18 protein-coding genes are annotated in these 21,192 nt (G+C 45.0%); 7 read left to right on the top strand and 11 right to left on the bottom strand.

Going from position 1 to position 21,192, the window contains the following annotated elements; genetic code table 11:
• Positions 1-24: 24 nt before the first annotated feature.
• A complete protein-coding gene (locus CI960_RS15470; protein WP_157740129.1) occupies positions 25-723 on the bottom strand; it encodes a hypothetical protein in 699 nt (232 codons plus the stop codon).
• Positions 724-1,399: 676 nt separating this feature from the next.
• Here CI960_RS15470 and CI960_RS15465 point away from each other — a divergent pair.
• From CI960_RS15465 to CI960_RS15440, 6 genes are all read left to right on the top strand, one after another.
• Positions 1,400-1,606, top strand: coding sequence for a helix-turn-helix transcriptional regulator (locus tag CI960_RS15465; RefSeq protein WP_046450997.1), 207 nt, complete (start codon positions 1,400-1,402; stop codon positions 1,604-1,606).
• 70 nt (positions 1,607-1,676) lie between these two features.
• Positions 1,677-4,070 carry an EcoAI/FtnUII family type I restriction enzme subunit R gene (gene hsdR, locus CI960_RS15460; RefSeq protein ID WP_094582644.1) on the top strand — a complete coding sequence of 798 codons (2,394 nt, stop codon included), beginning with the start codon at positions 1,677-1,679 and terminating at the stop codon, positions 4,068-4,070.
• A 14-nt stretch (positions 4,071-4,084) separates the two neighbouring features.
• Entirely contained in the window at positions 4,085-5,587 is a 1,503-nt protein-coding gene (locus tag CI960_RS15455; protein ID WP_094582454.1) for a class I SAM-dependent DNA methyltransferase, read from the top strand.
• Positions 5,588-5,618: 31 nt separating this feature from the next.
• The gene (locus CI960_RS15450) at positions 5,619-6,635 is read left to right on the top strand and encodes a DNA-binding protein (protein WP_094582452.1); all 1,017 of its coding nucleotides are present in this window, start codon (positions 5,619-5,621) and stop codon (positions 6,633-6,635) included.
• A complete protein-coding gene (locus CI960_RS15445; RefSeq protein ID WP_094582450.1) occupies positions 6,628-7,104 on the top strand; it encodes a Fic family protein in 477 nt (158 codons plus the stop codon). The genes CI960_RS15450 and CI960_RS15445 overlap by 8 nt, the downstream gene beginning before the upstream one ends.
• 29 nt (positions 7,105-7,133) lie before the next feature.
• A complete protein-coding gene (locus tag CI960_RS15440; RefSeq protein ID WP_094582448.1) occupies positions 7,134-8,696 on the top strand; it encodes a restriction endonuclease subunit S in 1,563 nt (520 codons plus the stop codon).
• On the opposite strand, the gene CI960_RS15435 is transcribed toward CI960_RS15440, so the two are convergent.
• The gene (locus CI960_RS15435) at positions 8,697-10,019 is read right to left on the bottom strand and encodes a restriction endonuclease subunit S (RefSeq protein ID WP_232520534.1); all 1,323 of its coding nucleotides are present in this window, start codon (positions 10,017-10,019) and stop codon (positions 8,697-8,699) included.
• Between the two features lie 62 nt (positions 10,020-10,081).
• On the opposite strand from CI960_RS15435, the gene CI960_RS15430 reads away from it, so the two are divergent.
• Positions 10,082-10,888, top strand: coding sequence for a tyrosine-type recombinase/integrase (locus tag CI960_RS15430; RefSeq protein ID WP_094582446.1), 807 nt, complete (start codon positions 10,082-10,084; stop codon positions 10,886-10,888).
• Positions 10,889-10,942: 54 nt separating this feature from the next.
• On the opposite strand, the gene CI960_RS15425 is transcribed toward CI960_RS15430, so the two are convergent.
• The 9 genes from CI960_RS15425 to CI960_RS15385 form a co-directional block, all read right to left on the bottom strand.
• Positions 10,943-11,458, bottom strand: coding sequence for a TIR domain-containing protein (locus tag CI960_RS15425; protein WP_094582444.1), 516 nt, complete (start codon positions 11,456-11,458; stop codon positions 10,943-10,945).
• Positions 11,459-11,460: 2 nt separating this feature from the next.
• Positions 11,461-12,273, bottom strand: coding sequence for a macro domain-containing protein (locus CI960_RS15420; protein ID WP_094582441.1), 813 nt, complete (start codon positions 12,271-12,273; stop codon positions 11,461-11,463).
• Positions 12,274-12,341: 68 nt separating this feature from the next.
• A complete protein-coding gene (gene mobV, locus CI960_RS15415; protein WP_094582439.1) occupies positions 12,342-13,718 on the bottom strand; it encodes a MobV family relaxase in 1,377 nt (458 codons plus the stop codon).
• Between the two features lie 201 nt (positions 13,719-13,919).
• Positions 13,920-14,975, bottom strand: coding sequence for a DUF6371 domain-containing protein (locus CI960_RS15410; protein ID WP_094582437.1), 1,056 nt, complete (start codon positions 14,973-14,975; stop codon positions 13,920-13,922).
• 139 nt (positions 14,976-15,114) lie between these two features.
• Positions 15,115-16,530 (bottom strand): DUF3987 domain-containing protein, encoded by a 1,416-nt coding sequence (locus tag CI960_RS15405; RefSeq protein WP_094582435.1) that lies wholly within the window; start codon positions 16,528-16,530, stop codon positions 15,115-15,117.
• On the bottom strand, positions 16,523-16,804 hold the full coding sequence (locus CI960_RS15400; protein WP_232520533.1) for a helix-turn-helix domain-containing protein: 282 nt from the start codon (positions 16,802-16,804) through the stop codon (positions 16,523-16,525). The genes CI960_RS15405 and CI960_RS15400 overlap by 8 nt, the downstream gene beginning before the upstream one ends.
• Before the next feature lie 286 nt (positions 16,805-17,090).
• A complete protein-coding gene (locus CI960_RS15395; protein WP_094582433.1) occupies positions 17,091-18,224 on the bottom strand; it encodes a DUF6043 family protein in 1,134 nt (377 codons plus the stop codon).
• 35 nt (positions 18,225-18,259) lie between these two features.
• A complete protein-coding gene (locus tag CI960_RS15390) occupies positions 18,260-19,591 on the bottom strand; it encodes a site-specific integrase (protein ID WP_094582431.1) in 1,332 nt (443 codons plus the stop codon).
• 19 nt (positions 19,592-19,610) lie between these two features.
• Positions 19,611-20,909 carry a site-specific integrase gene (locus CI960_RS15385; protein WP_094582429.1) on the bottom strand — a complete coding sequence of 433 codons (1,299 nt, stop codon included), beginning with the start codon at positions 20,907-20,909 and terminating at the stop codon, positions 19,611-19,613.
• Positions 20,910-21,192: the final 283 nt, after the last annotated feature.

Below are 21,192 nucleotides of genomic sequence, written 5' to 3'. Positions count from 1 at the left end.
CTGCATTTATAAGGTACGCATTTTCTACTTCATTGCATGCTGATATTCATTCAGCGAGGGACAGGCTTGCAGGATCATCCTGTCCTGTTCTCTCAGCTTCGCCCTGACACTCGGGATATGGTGTCTTACCATCCGCGTGAGGATGCCGGGCAGGTCACCGTCCACGATGGGCATGCTGGCGGAGAGGCACGCCGCCAGCATGTCGGATATGAAGCCGTGCACCGGGTCACCTTTCTTGGCGCTTTCCCATCTGCGAGAGTCCACATACGTGCCGTCCTGCTTGGAAAGCAGGGTGTGACACAGGAACTCGGAGAGCATGTCGTCACCTGCGCGGTCGAGCCGTTTGATGAGCTGGCCGGAAAGGCACATACGTCTCCGGTAATTCTCACGGGTGATCACACGTATGGGGCGATTGTCGATCTCCTTGCGTACCGACCTTAGAAGTTCGTCGCCTTCCTTTCCCTCTTCAGGAAGGAACACCCATACCGGTGAACCTGCCGTGAGGAATCCTGTCGGGCAGGGGCAGTCCTCATACCACCTCACGATTTCAGGGAATTTGTGCAGCAGGAAGTCACACACGGCGTTCTCGTAAAATATACGGCCCGTATCGGGGGAAAACGTTTTCATCATGATCCCCGCACTCACCGGGAAGCCGCAGCGCACGAGGGCGGAAGCCGCCCTACACGGCAAAAGTATGAATTTGTTCAATTTTAATGTTGCCATATCGTTCTTGTTTTTGAATTTATTCTGTCCATATAAAAAAACGGAAGCTTCGGACTGTAACAGGTGGAAGCTTCCAGACATTTTGAATTCTTTCACTTGTACCGCATCCGCTGATGCGAAGTGAACTAACTTTTGTTGAAAAATATCTCTATGACAAGCCTGCCGGGGTAAAGCTGGCAGGCTGCCATGCTAAAGTACAAGCTCCGGGCTTTCACAAGTGCGGGTCTTGTTTTCTCATGTAAAAAAGTGGTTTCCCACTTAATAAATCCAATCCCTTTTGGGGATTGAACTTTCCTAAAAATCAAAAAACTGTGTCCTACGGGCATTGCTACCCTTCGGCGGACATCTGGCGACCTTTCACAAGGACGCATTCCGTTTTCTTCATCGTAACTCTTCGTATATATGTCTGAATTGCACTTTTTCCTTTTTTATCTCCACGCTTGAACCGAATAATATTCTTTATCTTTCTGATTATCAAATTATAAATTCAATAATATTTGTAATTTGATACCGAAAAGTTCCCGCGATTTATAAGTTCTTTTAAGAAAACAGCACATGCTATCAACCCATTTTTTTGTTCAAGAAGTGTATCCTTTTGCATGAAGCAATTTTGTTCGTCATTAGTGCTCTAATATCGCAAAATTTAGCGTAATTTTGTAGCAAAATTCAGAGTGGTATGAAGTTGAACAGGATAAAAGATATTCTTGAGCAAAAGGGTATATCACAAACTTGGCTTGCAAAACAAGTTGGCAAGAGTTTCAGTACAATCAATAGTTACGCTTGCAACAGGTACCAGCCGGATTTGGAAACACTTTTAGCGATTTCAAAGATACTACAAGTAGATTTGAAAGATTTGATAACTGACGAGAAAGAACGCCAATGATATAGATAACCGAATATTAAACTCCGAATTTTGATGAGTTGAACTTCCGATAATAAAATATTATATGAACATGGGCATTAGTCATGAATTATCAGAGGAAGATGTAAAGTTCCGCTATATCAACGATGCCATCACAAGCAAGGGATGGACAAAAGATAGTATTTTCATGGAACAACAAGTGAAATTTACCGATGGTAAAATCAGCTTGCATGGCAATATTGTGCATCGTGAAAAACCAAAGTTCGCTGACTATGTGCTTTATGTGAATAAAGCAACACCAATCGCTATTATTGAAGCAAAAGATACCAAGCATACTGTTTCCTATGGTTTACAGCAGGCAATGGAATATGCAAAAATGCTTGATGTCAAATTTGCGTTCAGCTCTAATGGAGAAGGTTTTGCCGAACATGATTTTCTAACCGGACAAGAACGATGTTTCGGTATGGATGAATTTCCAACCCGCGAAGAATTGATTGATCGGTATAAAAAAGAGATAAACGAAGGAAACGGGCTTAATGAACAGGAGGAAGTTGCCATTAACCAACCATTATGTAGTGGACAAAATATTTTCCCTCCAAGATATTATCAACTTAATGCTATAAATCGTACTATTAACGCCATTGCAAAAGGGCAAAACCGTATTTTACTTGTGATGGCTACCGGTACAGGTAAGACATACACTGCGTTTCAAATAGTTTGGAGACTGCTTAAGAGTGGATTAAAGAAAAAAGTTCTTTATCTAGCCGACCGCAATATATTGGTAGATCAATCCATTGAACAAGATTTCAAGCCTTTGGAAAAAGTAATCCATAAAATAGATTATTCCAAAGACAAGGACAAATTGAAGGAATTGCTTTCTCATCAAGTGTATTTTGCGCTTTACCAGCAACTTATTGGACAAAATGATGCAAAAAATTATCAGGAGCTTTTTCCTAATCCGGATTATTTTGATCTCGTAATCATTGATGAGTGTCATAGAGGAAGTGCCAAAGATGACAGTAACTGGCGCACTATACTGGATTATTTTTCCGCTGCAACACACATCGGCATGACTGCAACGCCAAAAGAAACACGTTATCAATCAAGCATTGGATATTTTGGCGAGCCTGTTTATACATATAGTCTGAAGAACGGGATAGAAGATGGCTTCCTTGCTCCGTTTAAAGTCATAAATATTACAACAAACATCGGAAATGAGTGGCGACCAATTAAAGGCCAAAAGGATATTTACGGCAATGAAATCGAAGACAGGATATACAACAACAGTGACTACGACTATAACATCGTAATTGAAGATCGTCATCGGGAAGTAGCACAAGAAATAACTAATTATCTCAAAAGCACAGACCGTATGGCAAAAACCATTGTATTTTGTGCTGATGAAGCGCATGCGGAGAGAATGCGAATCGCACTGGTCAATGCCAATGCAGATATGTGCAAAAAGAATCCCGACTATGTAGTCCGCATTACCGGCAGTGATGAATATGGCAAAGGGAAACTAGATTATTTTATTTCTGTTGCATCAAAATATCCGGTAATAGCTGCGACCAGTAAATTACTATCAACTGGTGTTGACTGCAAAATGGTCAAACTCATAGTTCTCGACCAACAGATCGGCTCAATGACAGAGTTCAAGCAGATTATAGGACGAGGCACCCGCATTCGTGAAAAAGAAGGGAAAACACATTTTGTAGTAATGGACTTTCGCAATGTGACACGCCTTTTTGCTGATCCAGATTGGGATGGCCCGATAGAGATCGATCCAGATTATCCTCCGAAGCCATGTCCTGTTTGCGGCAAAAATCCTTGTGTCTGTCCAAAACCTACTCCACCTTCGGTATGTCCCGTCTGTGGCAAAATTCCTTGTGAGTGCCCGACACCGGTGCCACGACCAAAACCAATTGTGGATAAAAATGGTTGTGAAGTAAAAGTAATCAATAAAGTAGTTTCCGTTTACGATACGAACGGGAAACTACTTCGTACAGAAAGCATCACAGATTATACTAAGAAGAATATTATTGATACATATGCGACAATAGAAACCTTTACGTCTAAGTGGAATGCTCTAAAAAGGAAAAGTGAGATAGCGGAAATGCTTAAAGAAGCCGGTATTGACCTTGCGGCTCTAAAGCATGACCGGAATATGGATGATGTGGATGACTTTGACTTTATCTGTCATATTGCATACGGAAAGAAGACCTTGACAAGACGAGAACGAGCAGAGCGAGTAAAGAAACGTGATGTCTTTAGTAAATATGGAGAGCAAGCTAGACTTGTTCTCGAAGCCCTGCTTGACAAATATATGAACGAAGGAATTTCTGAACTGGAGAATATTGCGGTTTTGAAAAACGATCCGTTCAGAAAACTTGGCTCTCCAGCAAGCATCGCCAAACTGTTTGGGGGCAAGGAAGGTTATCTAAAGGCCGTAAACAATCTGGTTCAACTGATATATAATGCAGCATAAAAGAAAAGAAAAATATGAGTTTATCAAATTTCGTAAAAAGAATACGCAATATAATGCGCAATGATGCCGGTATCAATGGTGACGCACAGCGCATAGAGCAGATGGCATGGATGCTTTTCCTAAAAGTTTATGATGAAAAGGAAAATGACTGGGAAATGGAGGATGATTATCAATCTATTATTCCAGAAGAATGCCGTTGGCGTAATTGGGCTCACGATGATGGAAGTGGAAATGCTTTGACTGGGGATGATCTGCTATCATTTGTCAACAATGTGGTATTTGATAAACTCAAGAAGATAGAGATTACCCCAGATACACCTATCCGACAAGCAATCGTGAAAACAACTTTTGAGGACGCCAATCAATACATGAAAGACGGAGTACAACTCCGACAGGTTCTGAATGTAATTGATGATCTAAATCTTGCCGATTATGAAGAAAGTCATGCTTTCGGTGAAATTTACGAAAACATACTCAAGGAAATGCAATCCGCTGGATCTTCTGGTGAGTTTTATACGCCGAGAGCTTTAACTGAATTTATGGCGGAAATAATCAAGCCGCAGATTGGGGAGAAGATGGCGGATTTCGCTTGTGGAACCGGTGGTTTTATTACCAGTTGGCTTGGAGAACTTGACAAGCGCGTGGTCACTGCTGAAGACAGGGAGAAGTTTAATCAATCCGTATTTGGTATAGAAAAGAAACAATTCCCTTATATGCTGTGTGTGACTAATCTCTTACTCCACGGCATAGATAAGCCATTGGTATTTCATGACAACTCACTGACTAAAGATGTTCTCAACTATACGGAAGAGGATAAATTTGACGTCGTACTCATGAATCCTCCATATGGTGGGAACGAAAAAGCCGATGTCAAGTCTCATTTTCCTTCCGATATGCGAAGCAGTGAAACTGCCGACCTGTTCATGGTGCTTATCATGTATCGCTTGAAGAAAAACGGCAGGGCAGCCGTTATTGTTCCTGATGGTTTTCTGTTTGGTGCGGACAATACCAAGATAGCCATAAAGACAAAATTGTTGCGTGATTTTAACCTGCACACTATTATTCGTCTGCCAGGTAGTATTTTTTCACCGTATACACCTATCGCAACCAATATTTTATTCTTCAATAACGAAAAAGCAGACGATTCACCTATAGGTTACTCTACCAAAGAGACATGGTTCTATCGTTTGGATATGCCGGAGGGATACAAGCATTTTTCCAAGACAAAACCGATGCGTTTGGAGCATTGTAATCCTATCAAAGAATGGTGGAATGACCGTAAGGATATCATTATTGAGGACGGGAACGAGAAAGCTCGCTGCTATTCGGTCGAAGACCTGATTGGTTCTGACTGTAATTTCGACTTATGCAAGTTTCCGAAAGAAGATGAGGAAATTTTGCCTCCGGCCGAACTGTTGGCTGACTATTACAAAAAACGGGCGGCCCTTGACCATGAGATAGACAAGACGCTGGCCGAGATACAACGCATATTGGGAATCGAATTACCGCAGGAATAAGAAGCTTGTAACAATTGAAATGAGCATAAGTATGAAGGACTTAACGACATCCGATATAGATAGGCAGAATATATTAAATAACCGTTTTGCCGTTGAAAAGGTGCAATCCCAAATTGGTATTACTGGTATGCTTTTCAATGGAGAATACCTGTTCACCAAACAAATGGTTGCCGATTTCTATGAAGTGGACACATCCACAATAGACCGTTATTTGTCATCGCATGGTGAAGAGTTGAAACACAACGGATATGTTTTATGCAAAGGTAAATCTCTGAAAGAGTTTAAGTTGCAATTTGCTCACCTTATAAATGAGGCGAGCAAGACTACCCAACTTGGCTTGTTCAACTTCCGGGCTTTTTTGAATATAGGTATGTTGCTTACGGAAAGTGAGAAAGCCAAACAGGTGCGAAGTATTATGTTGGATTTAGTCATATCTACCATCAATGAAAAAACAGGCGGTGGCACAAAATATATCAATCGTAGGGATGTCAATTACATACCTGCTGCTATCACAGAAGAAAATTACCGAAAGAATCTCACATCTGCCATCAGTCAGTGTGTAATTGGACATGTCACATATAAGTATTCTTTAATTACAGACTATATCTATAAGGCTATTTTCAAAGAAAACGCAAAGGAATACAGGGAGATACTGAAACTCGACAGCAAAGACAATGTTCGGCACACACTGTATGCGGAAGTATTACTTGTTATTTCTTCCTTTGAGAATGGTGTTGGGGCTGCCATACGAGAAAGGTATAAAGCAAAGCATGGTATGTGCCTTACTCTTGAAGAAGTGGAACATATCGTTAATGAACTTGCAGAGCATCCCATGCAGAAACCTTATCTTAATGACGCCCGGACAAAAATGGCTTCAAGGGATTACAGTTTCCGTGATGCTTATCATGGTAATATAGCAAATTATTTGAGAGCCGTAACCCCCGAAGAGTTTGAGCGGTTTATTGGTGATCAGTCAATTGATTTCGACCATATTTTGACTGAAAATAAGGACGTGCTGAAACGCTTAAAGCAGGCGGAAGATGAATGAGAAAATTGTTTATATTGACTACGATGAAGCCTTAAACATCTATGATAAGATGATAGATGCCAGTGATGGAGGCTTTGAAGGAGTACGTGACGAGGGTGGTATTCGTGCTACACTTGATTTTGTGCAGAACGATTTGTATTACCCGACATTTGCAGACAAACTGACCTATCTCATGTACAGATTCTGCTCTGGGCATTTCTTCAACGATGGGAATAAGCGTATTGCGCTGACTTTGGGTGCTTACTTTTTACACAAGAATAATTACTATTGGCACGCTTGCATCTGTATGCGAACATTGGAATCTATCATTTATCATGTGGCTGCATCGAATATCGACCAAGGCTTGCTACTACGCATCATAAACAGCTTTATGACAGGCAAAGATTATGATGAAGAATTGAAGATAGATATAGCCAATGCCATGAATAAGGGTAAATTAGGCATTGAAGATGAGGACTACGGGGAATAAATTAACCTCCCTTGATATTTTAATAAATAATGAACGGGAAGCAACTTAAAAACAGCATACTTCAATGGGCGATACAAGGAAAACTTGTACCGCAAGATCCGAATGACGAACCGGCATCTGTCCTCCTTGAACGGATTAGGGCGGAAAAGGCTCGGTTAGTTAAAGAGAAGAAAATCAAAAAAGACAAGAATGAATCTATCATCTATCGTGGTGAGGACAATTCCTATTATGAGAAGTTTCTCGCTACGGGTGAGGTGAAATGCATTGATGACGAGATCCCGTTTGAAATTCCGCAGGGGTGGGAATGGACACGCATCGGTAATATCTTTAATCATGCGAGTGGGAAACAGCAAAGTAGTAGTAATAAGAGTAACGGAAAACCACAGAAGTTTATAACTACATCCAATCTATATTGGGGATATTTCGTCCTTGACAATATAAAAGTTATGAATTTTACAGAGGAAGAGATTAAAACTTGTTCTGCTACTAAAGGCGATTTACTTGTTTGTGAAGGGGGTGCCGGTTACGGTCGTTCTGCTATTTGGAACTATGATTATGATATTTGTCTTCAAAATCATGTTCATAGATTGAGACCTCTTGTTGATGGCACTTGTGAGTATGTATATTACTTTATGTATCTACAAAAGGAGAGTAATAATCTGACTTCCGTAGGAACAGCTATGCCAGGGCTCTCTGCCAATAGGCTGAAAAGTTTGCTGATACCACTACCACCTATAGCAGAACAGAATCGAATAACAGATAAACTTAAAGACGTATTTCCTGTAGTTGAGAAATATGATAAGGCACAAAATGAACAAAATCTTTTAAACTCTTCGATCAATGATGTTATCAAAAAGAGTATTTTACAAGAAGCAATCCAAGGGCGGCTTGTACCGCAGATTACAAATGAAGGAACTGCACAGGAATTGCTTGAACAAATAAAACAAGAGAAACAGAAACTTGTCAAAGAAGGCAAACTTAAAAAGTCTGCTTTGACAGATTCTGTTATTTACAAAGGTGACGATAACAAGTATTATGAGCAGATAGGTAGTAAATTAATTGATATAACAGATGATATACCGTTTGAAATACCTAACACGTGGTCATGGGTAAGAATAGGAATACTCTTTGCTCATAATAATGGGAAGCAACTTAATCAGAGTAATTCTTCTGGCAAATTTTTGGAGTATATTACCACATCTAATTTGTATTGGGATGGATTTAATCTTAACAATCTCAAAAAGATGCATTTTGAAGAGAATGAAATTGAACGCAACCAAGCCGTCAAAGGAGATTTGTTAGTTTGTGAAGGAGGTGATGTGGGCAGAGCATGTATTTGGGAATATGATTTACCTATAATGCTTCAGAATCACATACATAAATTGAGAGCCTACTATCCTCTTTGTACAAAATACTTTTATTATATCTTCTATCTATACAATAAAATAGGTGTTATTGGAGGAAAAGGTATTGGTATTCAGGGATTTTCTGCCAAAGCTTTACACAATACACTTGTACCACTTCCGCCACTTAATGAGCAAGAACGCATTTGCAGCCGAATATCAGAATTGTTTGGCAAGATTAAGGCTTGATTACACCTTGATCTTGCAGTATATTTCATTGATTTTGTTTACAATTCTCATCTGCTCTTGATACGGTGGAATACCGATAATAAGAGAATAGAATATCTCCTTGTTTAGGTGTGGGATGGCTGCACCTCGTTTTGATTTGCGCAGTAACTCCTTGTAGAATAGGATATAGTTCAATACATAAGGCAAGTGCATAGTCGAACTGACCCAGAGTTGCTTGAATGTGCTACCCATATAGCCATCGCAAGGCACAGTGAAAACCTCGCCGGAGTTCTCCCCATCCACAAGGATGATATTATCTCCTTTGTGGACAAATTTGCCTCTCTGCTGATATTCTCCGGCATTCTTTCCTCGTAAATATTTTGCATCAAGGCATAGGTGCTGCCCGTCTTTCTTTTCGCCATCAATAAGAGTGCAAATTGAGGATAATCTCACAAGCGACCAAGTATCTGGGTAGTCGTAATCACACTCTACCTGAACGGCTCGCCCATTTATCTGCTCATAATACTTGTTATCGTCACTTTTGAAGATAATAGAATCAGTCAAAGCAGACTTTTTTAACTTTCCCTCTTTTACGAATTTCTGTTTCTCCTGCCGTATCTGTTCAATCAGTTCTTGGGCTGTACCTTCCTCTGCTATTTGTGGAACTAGTTTACCCTGTATCGCATCCTGCAAAATGGACTTCTTTAGTTTATCATTTATAATCTCATTGAGATTGTCCAAATTCTGCTGTGCTTTAGCATACCGCTGATAAATAGGAATAAGACTTGCTATTTTATGCACAATACGTGTCTGCTCTGCTTTCGGAGGAATTGGTAAAAGCATCTTCCCTAATGTTTTCCCATTACAATTGGGTTGTGCGGTAGCAATTGTTCCAGATTTTAATTGTTCCCAATACAATTGGCTTTCCATAAATGATTTAAGATATTGTGGACAAAGCTCTTGTGAATATCTCGTCCTTATAAGGTAGCCAGCATATATAGCTGGCTCAGGGATAGATTGAACTAAGAATGATTTACCTACAGTTCCACCAGTTCTTGCGAAAAGAATGTCATTTTCTTTAAGCAGATAATTATCAATATTATATGCTTCTATATTACAAAATGGAACATCTTTCCATTGAACTACATTATCATGAATATCACTAATTCTGACCATCTTTATATCTCCTCGTTCAATGGCAGGGGCATTATATCCATATTGGATTGATAATGCAATATTACCCCATCTTTCCCACTCCCATCTATTTGGAATCTCAAACGGAATCTCCTCGTCAATGCATTTCACCTCACCCGTAGCGAGAAACTTCTCATAATAGGAATTCAAAGCACTAACCGCTCACTACATTATTAGTGATAACAATTTGTTTAACTAATAATGTAAAGAACATGAACAATGAAGATTTTGAATTGTATTTGCGTCAGGGGAATATGGCGGAAAATACCATCAACGCTTATCTTTATGCCATCAGGGAGTATTATTCTCGGCATAGGGAATTGAACAAGCGGAATTTGCTCATCTATAAAACTTATCTCATCGAAACCTTCAAGCCAAAGACTGTGAATCTGCGTATACAGGCTATGAATAAATACCTTGAGTGCATAAAAAAGCCGCGCTTGCGATTAAAATCGGTCAAGGTACAACAGCGTTCATATTTGGAAAATGTGATCAGTAATGCTGACTATATCTTCCTAAAGAACAAACTAAAAAGGGAAGATAATCTGATCTGGTATTTTGTAGTGCGTTTTCTCGCTGCGACTGGTGCAAGAGTCAGTGAATTGATACAGATAAAGATAGAGCATGTTCAGATTGGGTATTACGATATTTATACCAAAGGAGGTAAAATACGCAGGATTTATATTCCCAAAACATTACGAAAAGAAACAGCCGAATGGCTAATCAAGACCAATCGCACAAGTGGTTACCTTTTCCTCAATCGTTTCGGAGAGCGTATCACTACAAGAGGTATTGCCCAGCAGTTGAAGAACTATGCTGTGAAATACGGACTGAATGAGAAAGTCGTTTATCCTCACTCTTTCCGTCATCGGTTTGCCAAGAATTTTTTGGAGAAATTCAATGACATATCTCTGCTTGCCGACCTCATGGGGCATGAAAGCATAGAAACTACTCGCATTTATCTGCGTCGTAGCAGCGCCGAACAACAAGAGATTGTAGATAAAATTATAACATGGTAATTAACGAAGCAAGATATTGCCCCATAGGATATTAATTTACGGGGCAATATCTGTTTATTGTTCGATAGCGTTTTTTACAGAATCATAGTCCCAATACAAGTTGTTCCCAATCCATTTTTCCATCGGAACATGAATACCTTTCCATTTGATCATTTCTGGGCATTTGTCCCTATTGACGAATGTTGATTTATATAGGACTATTATCTTTAAACCATCTCGAATTGCTTTTTCACATTCGAAATCAATATAACTTCGAGTATCTACTGTATGTCCTCTGCCACAAGTTCCCCAATAGCTATTATAACTGCCACAGTATTGACATCCTCCAGCTTTTAATTCTTTTGTATGGTCTCCAACGATAAGGATAAATGTTTTAGACGCATCCAATCGTTCGGCTAATGATTTTTTAATTGAGCAATTTAGACTCGAATCTCTTGCTTGTTTTAACTCATGAGCATCTGAAAATGTAAGTCCGTACCTGGAACTGTTATTCCATTTATATAATTCTTTGACGGCATCTTCATCATGATCCCAATCTGCTGCAATGTAAGTTTTTGTTCTGTAATTCATGACTAAAATAATTTTTTTATATCGTATAAATTAATTCTATCAATAGATTCTCTTGTCAGTACAATTGTTATGGGTTGATATATTTGAGCATTCGATGTGTTAAGTGTACAAAGAATGCAACGGAGCAATTGAAATTCATTTTTATCTGTAATGCGTGTTATTCCTCCACCTAGTAACGGTATGGTAATAGGTCTATTTGCATAAACTCTACTTATTTCCTTCCACATAGTTCTAAGGCAAATTTCATAATCGTTGTGAGATAATAGAGCTTGATTATTTTCGAAATGAGAAAATGCTAATAACATATAATCCTGATAAGCAATAATCCGCCCTAGCGAATAACAGATTCTACCTGCTTTCGTTTTTTTCCTCATTCCAGGCACATCGTCAGCTTCGTTAATTTTTCGGTTCAAATCATCAATATCTTGTAATCTCTCTATGAATTTTCCATTCAACGAGTTTCGAGCAATAACGACATCATCTACAGTGGTATCAAAAAATTCATTAAAAGGGATTAATTTCCAATCTGTTGACTCAAATATATCCCCTTCTTCAATTTTAACATTGATTCCTTTTATTTTTAAAGTGATTGAATGGTCTGCTCTGAATGCCTTTACTACAGATATTATAATCCAAAATAATAAAAATACACCCACAATAACCAAGCCTTTCTCCCACCATTTCTGTATATTGCAAATATCTGTAATGCTAAAATTAGCGATAGCACAAATAGTTTCTATAGCAGCAATGAAACTAACTGCGTACAAACAACTGTCTTTCCAAAGTGACTTACTATATAATTTTGATAATTTCATCGTTATATTTTTATATCCAATACAAAAGTAGATATTTTTCTGCTAATCTATCTATTGAATTGATAGCTTTATCGTTTCAATCCTTTGGGTTTCTTATCATTCCACGGAAGTTCCGAAGACACCCCTCCACCACTGGTACCGACATGGGGCTGTGCCGGTCCTCCGGCTGCAAGGGTAAAAACTGCACCCAATAGCTCTGCCTGCTTTCCATTTACCTGCTCCTGTGGCTCGAAGACGGCATTGACAAATTCCTCGTCCGTGATCTGACCGTTGAAATGGCTTTGGGCCACATCATAGTCTATTTGGAATTTGATGTTCTCAAAAAGTTCATCACCGACCCGTGTCCAGATGTGGAGCGACGGATTCCGGTAGTTTGAGACATTGACACGTACAAGCTCGGCACCGGACGATAGGCTGTAACGTTGGGGATTGGCCTTGCGGTCAAGCAAACTTATCTGCTTCTTCTGCCTGTCTATGAGTGCATCCTTCTCCTTGAATTGCCGTTCTGCCGCTTCTGCCTGATGAATGGCCTTGTCTATTTCTTTTTGATAGCCGTTTCGCAGTTTCCCGATTTCTGATTTATGTTGTTCCTGCAACCGTGCCTTTTCTGCCTGTAGTTCCTCAATCTGTTTATTGAGTTCGGCAATCAGCCTGTCCTTGTCAGCCAGTTCCTTCTTTGCCTTGGAAAGGTCTCCTTTGCCGAACCACGCGAGGATGGTGTGCCTGCCTTCTTGCGCCTTCTCCACATCGGCCTGTAACTTGGCTATATCCTCTTCATACTGGATTACCTGCTGCCTGTAATATTCCGAGTTCGCCTGATGCTTGGCGGTAGATCCGACAATTCCACGCTGCAACCCGAACGGTTTCATGGCCTTGGCATAACTGTTCTGGTATTCATGCAATTTGGCACGACGCATCACATCGTCCGCCGACAGACGGGGACCGGACTTCGTTTCATATTTCTTTTCGCCTTCCCGCTTTCTGCGGATACGCTCACCGGTTACTATGGGCACAACTGTGGCGTGCAGGTGTGGGGTCTTCTCGTCCATATGCAGCACGCAAGACACAATGTTGTCGACTCCAAAGGTCTCCTTTAGCCATTTGAGATTGGCATCGACCCAACTGTCCAGTTTGCCGTCATTGGCAATTCTCATCATCTGCTCATGCGTTCCGGTCAGCATTACACGTATTGCTTTTGTCTGGTTCTGGCTGACTTTGCGACGCAGCCCGGCGGTCTCGATGCGGCGCTGTATCGCCTCGGTACGATTGGACACGCCATCGGGAAATCTGACCAACTCACGGTTGAAATGTGTCCGGTCCGCATCGGCATTGACCGGCACATAAATCTTTCCCTTGGCATCCTTTCTCTCTATATGGCATGACATTCCACTGTCATTGCCGCTGCCACGCTGCAGGTGGCAGACAGCGTATTGTGTATTACTCATATCTGCTCGTTGTTTTATTGTTATTCTTGTTGTAAAATCCCGTCAGACAGCCGGAGGCACACCCGGGGGCCTGAGAAGTTCCCCGGCTTATGGGCTTTTTGACTGCCGGATGCGAAGCGGAGACGGTGAAAATGCCCTAATAAGCTACGGGATTTTACAACCCCATTTTCACGGGACAGCGAGCTGTCCATTGCTCCTCTTTTATTCCGTTTTTTCTGCATCCACCAGTTCGAGTCCGAAGGTGTCGATGAAGGTCTGCAACGCTGGATTGCGTTGTGTCATCCTCGCGAGAATCATCTGTGGCGTATCCTCCATCAGCAGAAAGTCGGCGATGTCCAGTCCCAAACTACGCTGTTCATCGGTCGCCATCTTTTCCAGCAGTTCGGAACAGGTGACACGCCTGCAGATAGTCTCCAGCATCGGCAGCCGTTGCCGCCATCCGTCGGTTGCCTTAAGATCTGGGAAAAGAATCACTTCGCGTTCTTTCAACACCTGCATGGCCTCACTGTTGAAACAGCCGTGCATTCCCCCGGTGGCAAGCCATACAAAATCAGGGATGAACAGGGCGGCAACCAGTGCCGTCTTCTCGCTTTCGACAATGGCTACAGGCTTGGCTGACATGGCAGCGGAAGTGTCCGAAAGCAGATGTTCACCGAACAGGCACTGTTTTATACGGAAATCCTGCACCTTCCTCACCGAATGAACCCAGTTGACTTGGTTAAAAGGCTCTTTGATACGGTGTCCGGTTGCGGCAGCATAGCCCATAATCTTGCCTGCACGCACATTGTCGTCCCGGTCTATCTGCCAGAACACGGTCGCACCGCCCCACATTCTTGACGTGCCGACCCTGTAAAGACAGAACAGTCTGTCCGTGTTCTCCTTGCCCATCACTTTGGTAAAGTATCGGTACAAGGGGTTGATGTCGTACCTGCGCATGGACTGCTCCACCCAATCATAGGGAAGATAAGAAATTTGTAGCTCCAGTTCCGGTACTGTCCTTACAGCCGACTTTACCCGGACATCCCTTTCGTGTCCATTCAACCGCTCTTTGACAGTAGGGTTGTCCCGGAAATACTCCTTCGGGGTGTAGTGGTAGCCGCAACTGTTGATGTGGTCGCAGATGCCAACATTATCGGGAAAGGAAATCCGACCTGCCTCGTCAATGTAACGGGTAAAGCAGGACTTCCTGCCGCACTCCGGACAGACGGTCTTGCTGCCCGGACGGTATTTCTGTAGATGAAATCTATATTCGTTCATATATGCTGTCGGTTATGTGTTTCTGCAAATGAAAACCATCATTTGCAGTTTGCAGTTCCTGCAGTCTTGCAGGAAATACCTGTTTTTAGAACCCTGAAACTGCAAAACTGCAAAGACTGCAGGCTGCAACAAGGGGTCATCAGTTGCAGTTTCGGGTTGGCGGTTCATTATCGTTTTCATTAGATTTGCTAGATTTATCATATATGACTTTTTCGTAATGCCCAGCCTTGGACTTCCGCAGTAACCCGCTCCTGCACAGTTCCCTGAGGTAGTTCATCACCGTGCGCTCGCTGACATTCTGCTGTTCCTTGCCTGTGGCGATGGCCGTCTTCGTGTCGAACGTGTCCGGCAGCAATGACAGCAGTACCTTGGGCGGTTCCTCGCACATGTCCTCTGCCACGAATGAACGGATGCGGTGGTACGAGTCCTCGAAATAACCGTTCAGCCGGACAGCGGCTTTTACCGATACCATATCCACAGACTGCAGATGGCTCTCGCCGGAAGCATACCGCAGCACCTGCATGAGCAGGGCCAGCCGTGCCACCTGCGCCGGATGCTTCATCTCACGGCTGTCCACCTCGGCATCGTCCTCTATCCGGTTGATGCGTTCCACTTTCCTGTTCCACCATGAGAAGAAATACTCTTTTGCCTCCCTGTCCATGGACAGCACATGGGATATCCTTTCTTCCTCTCCCGTGTCATAGTCCAGAGCGAGTACTTTGCCAAGTATCTGCTCCCAGCGTGCCGCCGCCAGAGATGCCCTGTCCTCCCCGCCATCATCCCAATCAGTCCATTTTGACACTTCACGGGATTTGGGCAGCACGAACAGGATACGGTCGAGTAGTCCGTTCTCCTCGAAGCCTTTCGTGAGCAGTTCGTGGATACGCTTGGTCTGCGTGGTTCCGATGATGTTGATGCACGGCTGTTCTATGTGGACAGGTATAGTGCTGCCGACCCTTGTCACGTCCAGTGCCCCGCCGCTCCATGCCGTGAGCAGCTGCTCTATGAGCTGTCCGTTGGTATAGCGGTTGGCAGAGTTGAACATCCCCATGATCTCGTCCACGAGGATGACCACGCTACGGGGATTGTTGTTGTGCGTCAGCAGGAGCGATTCGGGGGTGAAGTCGGACACGACGGTACGCCGCAGCACGGGCTTCTTCCCGTTTTCCCCGGCAGCTTTCCATGCCTCCAACTCCGACTCATACGCCTTGAACAGGGCATAGTCGTGCTTCCGTATGGGACGGTATGCCGCCTCCAGCGGCGGTGTCTTGCCCAGTCCCGGCCTGCCCACGAGGATGATGTAGAGGGCGGCATTGCTCTGCCATTCGCCTTTGATGCGGATACGGTAGGTGCCGCCCAATGCCGCAGATACAGCCGAAATCATGGCAGTCGCTATGAACTCTGTCTTGTAGTTCTCGTACCGGGCCATGTCAAGGATGACGGATTGAACCGTCTGCGGGAACACTTCCAGAGGGAAGCCGGTGCCTTCGGTATGTTCCGCCTCCATGCGGATCATGTTGCACAGTTCAAGTCGGGTGTGTGTCATGTCAGCCATTTCTCTTCTTGCAATAGGATGTCACACTCTCGGATTTCCCTCCCGTCTGCACACGCCGGACATCCGACCTGGCATACATGTTCTTGTTGCCCACCTTGACAGGCACAAGGTAGCCCCGCTTTGCCCACAGGTTGAGTGTGCCCTCGCACACGTTCAACAACTCACGGACCTGTTTCGTATTGAGCCATGTCTCTTCCGCCTCACGCTTCATGGCGGCATCCCGTTCCTCCTGCTGCGCCATGATGGTGCGCTGCACGATGGACTCGGCAAACATCTTAAGGTCGGCGGGCGTGACTTCCAGTTTCACGTTCGCGCCCTGTTCGACCAGACTTTCTATGGTGATCATAAATATCAGTTTTGAAGTTTGTGATGACCATCTTCAAAAGTTCCCTGATGCCCCGCTTCCGATGGCTTATAAAAGAGAAGCACCGCCGACCTTAGGGAAAAGGTTGACGGTGCAAAAGTATATGGGAATTGAAACGAATTGATATATAATGCCTTGTCTTAAATTGTCATGACAATTCAAGTCTGCATGACCATGTAAAACGGCTCATTTTGCCTTATCCGGCGGCCGTTTCCGCTTCATCATCAGAGATGATTTTCTTGATTTCTGCCGCCAGTGTCCGGTACAGTTCCCGGTTCTCGTCGCTTTCGATGAGCGGGGCGGACTGGTCCCTGCCGTCTTTGATTACGTGCTTTGCCGTCTTCAGGAAGCCGACCGCCTGCCGTATGGCACTCTCGCTTTTCAGCGATGGCAGGTCGGGGAACTGCAGTGCCATCCCCACGCTGTACTCCTTCGCGGCGTGCATCCCGGCCACCAGCCGCAGGTCTTTCAGCACATAGAACGGCAGTGCCTGGTGGACCGCGCTCGTGTTTATGGAAACGAAACGGCGGATGCATTGCAGGACTTCCTCCCTGTTTCCGCACTTGAGATAATCTGCAAGCGGCCGCTCCTGTATCTTCTTCTTTCCGGCCGTCCGCTGCGCCTGCGGCACCGTACCGCTGACGAACTCCGTTGCTGCCGGGCTGCCTTCGGTATCACCGCCACCCTTCCCGTCCTTTAAGGACTGCAACGCCCATTCGCCGATGCTGCCTTTCTCGATGGCGTCTTTCATGGCGAAATGTTTATCCCAGTCCTCCTGCGTGCGAAAACCGTTCTTTATGGACACTTCAATAATCTGTTTGACGACAATGGAGCAGCCCATCCTTTCGGCGTTCCCTGCCTTGGGATGTCCCGCCTGCCTGCTGACCATGTCCACCATGGCCTCGAAGCTCTTGCCGTAATACAGCCAGCTCAATACAAGAGGGGCGGACAAGGTCACGCAGCGTTTTCTCAGGCTCTGTCTGAAAATGTATTTCATTCTGCCCCAGAATGTGGTCGGAGGCGGGGCTGTGTCTTCTTCCCTCTGTTTCCTGTAAAGTTCCACGATCTTCCCCGGCACCGCGTTCTCCTTGAAATGGAGGTCTATGTTTCTAAAGCCGTCCGTGCTGTCGTCACACCATGACATCTGCCATTCCTTTTTGATGCCGGGCAGTTGTCTGAATATGGCACGGCATACGGCAAGGTACTGCACCTCGTTCCCGTCCGCCATCATTTTCGCGAAGCGGCGGTATTCTTCCCTGTGCGCGTCCTTCCACTGGAGGATGTCAGCCTTGAACTGTTCGTATGTCAATTTCTGCTCGTCCATATTCATATTGCATTGTCTGTGGAGGGGAAACAGGGAAATTATCAGTCTAAAAGGTTTACCAGCTCCTTCTTCATCTCGTCGTCAATTTTGCGGTACCGTGCGAAGGCCCGGCTCCCTTCCGAATGTCCCGACATGGAGGCTATCAGGTTCGGGTCCTTGACCTGTCGGTACAGGTTGCCGATGAATGTCTTGCGTGCGGTATGTGTGGTCGCCACCTCGTATAAGGGTTTTGCCACGTCCTCCCTTGTCTTCGGGTCGAGGACTATGACCGTACGGTCGATGCCCACATACTTGAGTATCTCCTTTATCTTCTTGTTGTAGCCGAAGTGCGAGAACCGGGGGAGCAGGGCGCTCTCCAGATCCTTGTAGCGTTCCAGTATGTCCCGTGCTTTTTGGTTGAGCGGCACGCGCACTGTATTGGCATGTTCCATCTTCGTCTTCTGCGGGATGTACTCCACGAAACCGTCCACGATGTTCGCCTTGGTCAGCCTGTTCAGGTCGCTCACGCGGCATCCTATCAGGCACTGGAACATGAAGATGTCACGGTAGACCGGGTAGGTAGTTCCCATGCCGCTCAGGTCGGCATAGTACACCTTGTCCCGCTCTTCGAGCGTCAGGTAGAACGGGTCACCGTACATCGGCCGGGCAATCTGGTACTGGTCAAAGGGATTGTTCCTTGTCAGCCCGCGCTTGATGCACCACTTGACGACGGTGCGGATGCGGTAGAGCGAACCAGACATGCTGTTCTCGGAACGTTTCTGCCCGACATCGCGGTGTTTCTCGTCCCTGTAGAATACGGGATACATGTCCACATATTTATGCTCCTCCTGCATCCACAGCTTGAAGTCCCTGATGTCGTCTGCTGTTACGGTGTCGATGCACAGGTGGAAGCCTCTCTGGTGCAGCACCTCGTGCCGGAAACGCTCGTAGCGCAGCACCTTGTTGAGATTGTCGAGGTGGTGTTTGCGGCTTTCATCCGCGAGCGGAGTCTCGTCGATGTATTTCCGTATCTGGTACGAGAGCAGGTACTCGTCAGCCTTGTTGCCGCCCCTCGCGTTGATGTTGGGATGGTGGTATTCCTCTATCAGTCCCTTGAGCCAGTTGCCGTCCACGCCCCGGTGGTATTCTTTTGTGATAAGGTGGGTGATCTGCTGCACGTCCTTGTCGAAGACCATCTTCTTCTCCTCCGACACCAGTGCCACGCGGGACTTGTAGCCCTGCCGTTCCGGGCTCCAGTGATTGGGGTTGATGGACAGTTCGCTTGCAGCCTTGATGTCCACGCCGCCGATGTCACGGACACGGAAATAGACCCGTGCCTGGTCGGTGATGTTGTTCTTGGCGGCGGTCTTCCGGACGAATGCGGTCACTTTCATATATATCCTCCTTTTCGATTTAGTCTATCATTTCTACAAGCCTGCGCTTCATGTCATCGTCTATCGTGCGGTAGCGGCTGAACGCCCGGCTCCCTTCTACGTGCCCCGACATGGAGGCTATCAAGTTGGGGTCGGGCACCTGCCTGTAGAGGTTGCCCACGAAGGTCTTGCGTGCCGTATGGCTGGTGGCCACCTCGTACAAGGGCCTTTGCACAGTGTTATAGCCGTGCGTGTCGAGGATGGTGACCATCCTGTTTATGCCGCAATGTTTCAGAAGTTCCCGTATGCCGAGGTTATAAGTGTGTATCTGCCTGAACGGGAACAGCCTGTCGGCATTGGCATCGTAGCGTTCCAGTATCTTCAACGCCTTTTCGTGCAGGGGCACTCTGACTGTCTTCGCCTGGCACTTCTTTGTCTTCTGCGGCATGTATTCCAAGAATCCGTCCTTGATGTTGTCCCTCGTAAGCCGGTACAGGTCTCCCACGCGACAGCCGACATAGCAGTGGAACACGAAGATGTCCCGAATGATAGCCAACTTCGGACAGTCACTCAGATCAGCATCGTAGAGAATATTCCGCTCTTCGGAAGTGAGGAAGAACGGGTCGCCGTAGGTCGGCTCCTTGCAGCCGTAGAGGGTATAGACCTCGTTGTCTGAATACTTCATCTTCTTGCACCAGTGCAGGAAGGTGCAGAAAAGGTTCATGATGTTGATGACTGTCGTGCCGGAAAGCGGCCTTGGCCGATGGTTGATGAGCATACGGGAAGCATAGAATTCGGGATATTCCTGCCGCAGCAGGTATTCGTTCACCACATAATCCCGGAAACCGTTCATCTGCTCCAGTGTGACGGTCTCCACGAAGAGAGTGAAGTCCACCTCGCCCAGTATCTCCCGCCGATATTCGTGATAGCGCGACATTTTGCGTTCAAAGCGGATAATATGCTCCTTTGTCCTCTCCGCACCGTCATACTTCTCCAGATACTCATGGATGCGGGCAAGAAGGTTCGGGTGGTTGCGCTCGAACGCGCGAGTAGGGTACAGCACATCCTCGATGACCTGCCTCATCCACCGGCTGTCCGCCTTGTCCGTGAAAGTCTTCTCCGCCCGCTCGATGATGGAGGCAATCTGTTCCGGCAGCCGTTTCTGCTCGGCGGCAGGTACAGCCGTCGTGCGCCTGTAACTGAGGCTGTCAGAGTCCCAATATTTGTCCTGCACTTCAAGAGGGGACACGACCTTTATGTCCACGTTCTGCTCCCGTACCCGGAAGCAGATGTTCGAGGTGTCTGGGGAACACTTTTTCAGATAGACGGTAGCTTTCATCGGCGTTGCTTTTACGGTTATGCGACAAAGGTATAATAAATTCCCGTAAATGTTCCCATATATCCCGAAGAAACTTGCAACGGATTAAGACAAATTAGAATGTCGTTCCCGAAATTGATACCACATAAAGTATTGAATATTAGATATTATATTTGCACTTGTTTAGCTCTTTTTTTCATTTCTGGCTGTATCCATCTTCCCGAATATCAGATATTGCAGTTCCACGCTTTCCTTTTCCGCCCAATAGAGGAATGTGATGAAAGGAAGCGTTGGCTGCATCTCG

Source organism: Parabacteroides sp. CT06, from assembly GCF_002257605.1.
GTDB classification, from domain to species: Bacteria; Bacteroidota; Bacteroidia; order Bacteroidales; family Tannerellaceae; genus Parabacteroides; species Parabacteroides distasonis.
Note: the sequence above shows the minus strand (reverse complement) of the source record. Positions and strands in the feature narration are given on the sequence as shown.

What these genes read in the sequence shown, in the direction of transcription:
- CI960_RS15470 (WP_157740129.1), bottom strand. Translation starts at nt 723, where the DNA reads ATGGCAACATTAAAATTGAACAAATTCATACTTTTGCCGTGTAGGGCG.
- CI960_RS15465 (WP_046450997.1), top strand. Translation starts at nt 1,400, where the DNA reads ATGAAGTTGAACAGGATAAAAGATATTCTTGAGCAAAAGGGTATATCA.
- hsdR (WP_094582644.1), top strand. Translation starts at nt 1,677, where the DNA reads ATGGGCATTAGTCATGAATTATCAGAGGAAGATGTAAAGTTCCGCTAT.
- CI960_RS15455 (WP_094582454.1), top strand. Translation starts at nt 4,085, where the DNA reads ATGAGTTTATCAAATTTCGTAAAAAGAATACGCAATATAATGCGCAAT.
- CI960_RS15450 (WP_094582452.1), top strand. Translation starts at nt 5,619, where the DNA reads ATGAAGGACTTAACGACATCCGATATAGATAGGCAGAATATATTAAAT.
- CI960_RS15445 (WP_094582450.1), top strand. Translation starts at nt 6,628, where the DNA reads ATGAATGAGAAAATTGTTTATATTGACTACGATGAAGCCTTAAACATC.
- CI960_RS15440 (WP_094582448.1), top strand. Translation starts at nt 7,134, where the DNA reads ATGAACGGGAAGCAACTTAAAAACAGCATACTTCAATGGGCGATACAA.
- CI960_RS15430 (WP_094582446.1), top strand. Translation starts at nt 10,082, where the DNA reads ATGAACAATGAAGATTTTGAATTGTATTTGCGTCAGGGGAATATGGCG.
- CI960_RS15425 (WP_094582444.1), bottom strand. Translation starts at nt 11,458, where the DNA reads ATGAATTACAGAACAAAAACTTACATTGCAGCAGATTGGGATCATGAT.
- CI960_RS15420 (WP_094582441.1), bottom strand. Translation starts at nt 12,273, where the DNA reads ATGAAATTATCAAAATTATATAGTAAGTCACTTTGGAAAGACAGTTGT.
- mobV (WP_094582439.1), bottom strand. Translation starts at nt 13,718, where the DNA reads ATGAGTAATACACAATACGCTGTCTGCCACCTGCAGCGTGGCAGCGGC.
- CI960_RS15410 (WP_094582437.1), bottom strand. Translation starts at nt 14,975, where the DNA reads ATGAACGAATATAGATTTCATCTACAGAAATACCGTCCGGGCAGCAAG.
- CI960_RS15405 (WP_094582435.1), bottom strand. Translation starts at nt 16,530, where the DNA reads ATGGCTGACATGACACACACCCGACTTGAACTGTGCAACATGATCCGC.
- CI960_RS15400 (WP_232520533.1), bottom strand. Translation starts at nt 16,804, where the DNA reads ATGTTTGCCGAGTCCATCGTGCAGCGCACCATCATGGCGCAGCAGGAG.
- CI960_RS15395 (WP_094582433.1), bottom strand. Translation starts at nt 18,224, where the DNA reads ATGAATATGGACGAGCAGAAATTGACATACGAACAGTTCAAGGCTGAC.
- CI960_RS15390 (WP_094582431.1), bottom strand. Translation starts at nt 19,591, where the DNA reads ATGAAAGTGACCGCATTCGTCCGGAAGACCGCCGCCAAGAACAACATC.
- CI960_RS15385 (WP_094582429.1), bottom strand. Translation starts at nt 20,909, where the DNA reads ATGAAAGCTACCGTCTATCTGAAAAAGTGTTCCCCAGACACCTCGAAC.